This window comes from Mycobacterium sp. E136 (genome assembly GCF_001666865.1).
Taxonomy (GTDB): Bacteria; Actinomycetota; Actinomycetes; order Mycobacteriales; family Mycobacteriaceae; genus Mycobacterium.
Genome location: NZ_LZJE01000233.1, coordinates 1 through 1,943, shown reverse-complemented (window position 1 = coordinate 1,943; position 1,943 = coordinate 1). Strand labels below are relative to the sequence as shown.

The 1,943-nt window shown below is 66.3% G+C and carries 2 protein-coding genes and 1 pseudogene; 2 read left to right on the top strand and 1 reads right to left on the bottom strand.

The features are described from left to right. On the top strand, nucleotides 1–216 hold a 216-nt coding region (locus A5698_RS15460; RefSeq protein ID WP_197506789.1), incomplete at its 5' end, for a TetR/AcrR family transcriptional regulator C-terminal domain-containing protein. A gap of 16 nt (nucleotides 217–232) precedes the next feature. On the opposite strand, the pseudogene A5698_RS15455 reads toward A5698_RS15460, so the two are convergent. Further along, nucleotides 233–1,060 (bottom strand): annotated as a pseudogene (locus A5698_RS15455) (carotenoid oxygenase family protein); the annotation flags it as partial. 195 nt (nucleotides 1,061–1,255) lie between these two features. Between A5698_RS15455 and A5698_RS15450 the strand changes: the two are divergent. After that, a partial coding sequence (locus A5698_RS15450; protein WP_068298477.1) for a PadR family transcriptional regulator occupies nucleotides 1,256–1,943 on the top strand: 688 nt, incomplete at its 3' end.

The following is a 1,943-nucleotide window of genomic DNA, read 5'->3' as shown; positions in this document are numbered from 1 at the left end:
GCAGAGTTCGCCGACTGCCTGTCACGGCTGAACGATCGCGGGCTGCTGGTTGTTCCCCAACCCGCGGCCGCCGCAGAGCATTTCGCCTTTCTCGTCGTAGGCAGGTGCATCGACCAGGCGCTGTTCTGCGGTGGGCCCGAGGTGCTCGCGGGCATCGATGTCGACGGCTACGCCGCCGCCGCCACCCGCGTCTTCCTCGCCGGCTATCGGCCCTGAGTGCAGCCGCTGCCGCTCAGGAAGCGATCCAATTTCCGTGGAAGCCGTACGGAACACGCTGTGGTAGTTGGATTCTCGCGACGGGCGGACCCGCGAAGTCCGACGCGTCGAGAATGACGAGATCGCTGCCGTTACGGGCGGCATCGTAGACATAGGCCATGTACCAACCGCTGCTCTCGTCGGTGGCCCCCGCCGACGGAACGAACACCGCCTCCCCCGGACCGCCCGGTGCGTCGGCGGACCCGAACGCGCGCTCGACTCCGACACCGGTGGTCAGGTCGTAGCGGACCAGGGACCGGTCACCGACCGCGACCGCATACCGAGCGGGCAGCGTCGCGAGCCGATCGTCGATGCGCGGGAATTCGATCGCACGGTCGTCGAGTTGCCGCTCGGTGACCGCACCGGTCGTCAGGTCGATCGTCCACGCCCACAGAACCCCGTCGGCCTCGAAACCGTCGGTGCCGCGCCACAGCTCGGGATACCGGACAGCTTGCAGCACAATCGAATCGCCGTCAGCTGTGCTCGTCTCGTAGGCGTTCGCGACGTGGAAGACGTAACAGGGATCGATGTCGAACCATCTGACCTCACCGAACGGGTCGTCGCGCTGCAGGACACCCAGCCGGGCACCGTAGTCGTCGTTCCAGCGGTACGGCATCATGTCATCACCCGACATCGCGATGTCGAAGTCGAAGACGATCGGCAGGTCCATGAACACCACGTGCGAAGCGGTCAAGGCGAAGTCGTGCATCATCGTGAGCGCTGGCACCTCGAGCGGCCGGTTGATTGTCAACTGGCCGTCGGCGTCGGCACGGTGGTAGGTGACATGCGGCTCAAAGATGTTGCCGTCTGGCGGCCAGTGCGGTGCCCGGTGTCGAGGAAGTGCGAGACGGCACCTACCGACGCACGCTGCGGCTACCCAACGTGATCGAGTCGATCAATGCGCCGCACCGTTAGATCGTCGTTGCATCGCGATAGTTTCCGATATATCGTCAACGCATCGGAAGCGCGGACGGTGCTTCCTCTCGATCAAAGGAACGACATGACCAATCCATTCACCCCGCCTCCAGGCGGTTTCGGCTTCACCCCCCTCGACCGTCGTGCGCTGCACGACCACCGTCGGCACGCCCGGCGAGAAATGCGCGAACACCTGCGAGACCATCTCCGGCACGCCGACGCGGGGCCCGGCTTCCCCGGTCCGTTCGGTGGTTTCGGCCCCGGTCGCGGCCGCGGCGGTTTCGAGTTCGGATTCGATCCCCGCGCGTTCGGGTTCGGCCCTGGCGGCCCCCGAGGTTTCGGTCCGGGCGGACGACGTGGCGGTCGAGGCCGCGGCCGTCGCGGCGACGTTCGCGCGGCGATCCTCAAACTGCTCGCCGAACGGCCCATGCACGGCTACGAGATGATCCAGGAGATCGCCGAGCGCAGCCAGAACCTCTGGCGGCCAAGCCCCGGATCGGTGTACCCGACGCTGCAACTGCTCGTCGATGAAGGCATGATCGCGGCGACCGAAAGCGACGGCAGCAAGAAGCTTTTCGAGCTCACCGACGACGGTCGCACAGCGGTGGAGAAGATCCAGACCGCGCCCTGGGAGGAGATCGCCGACAGCGTCGAACCGGGCCACGCCAATCTGCGCAGCGCGGTCGCTCAGTTGATGGGCGCGGTCGCGCAGGCGGCCTACACCACCAACGAAGAGCAACAGCAGCGGCTTGTCGAGATCGTGAACAACGCCC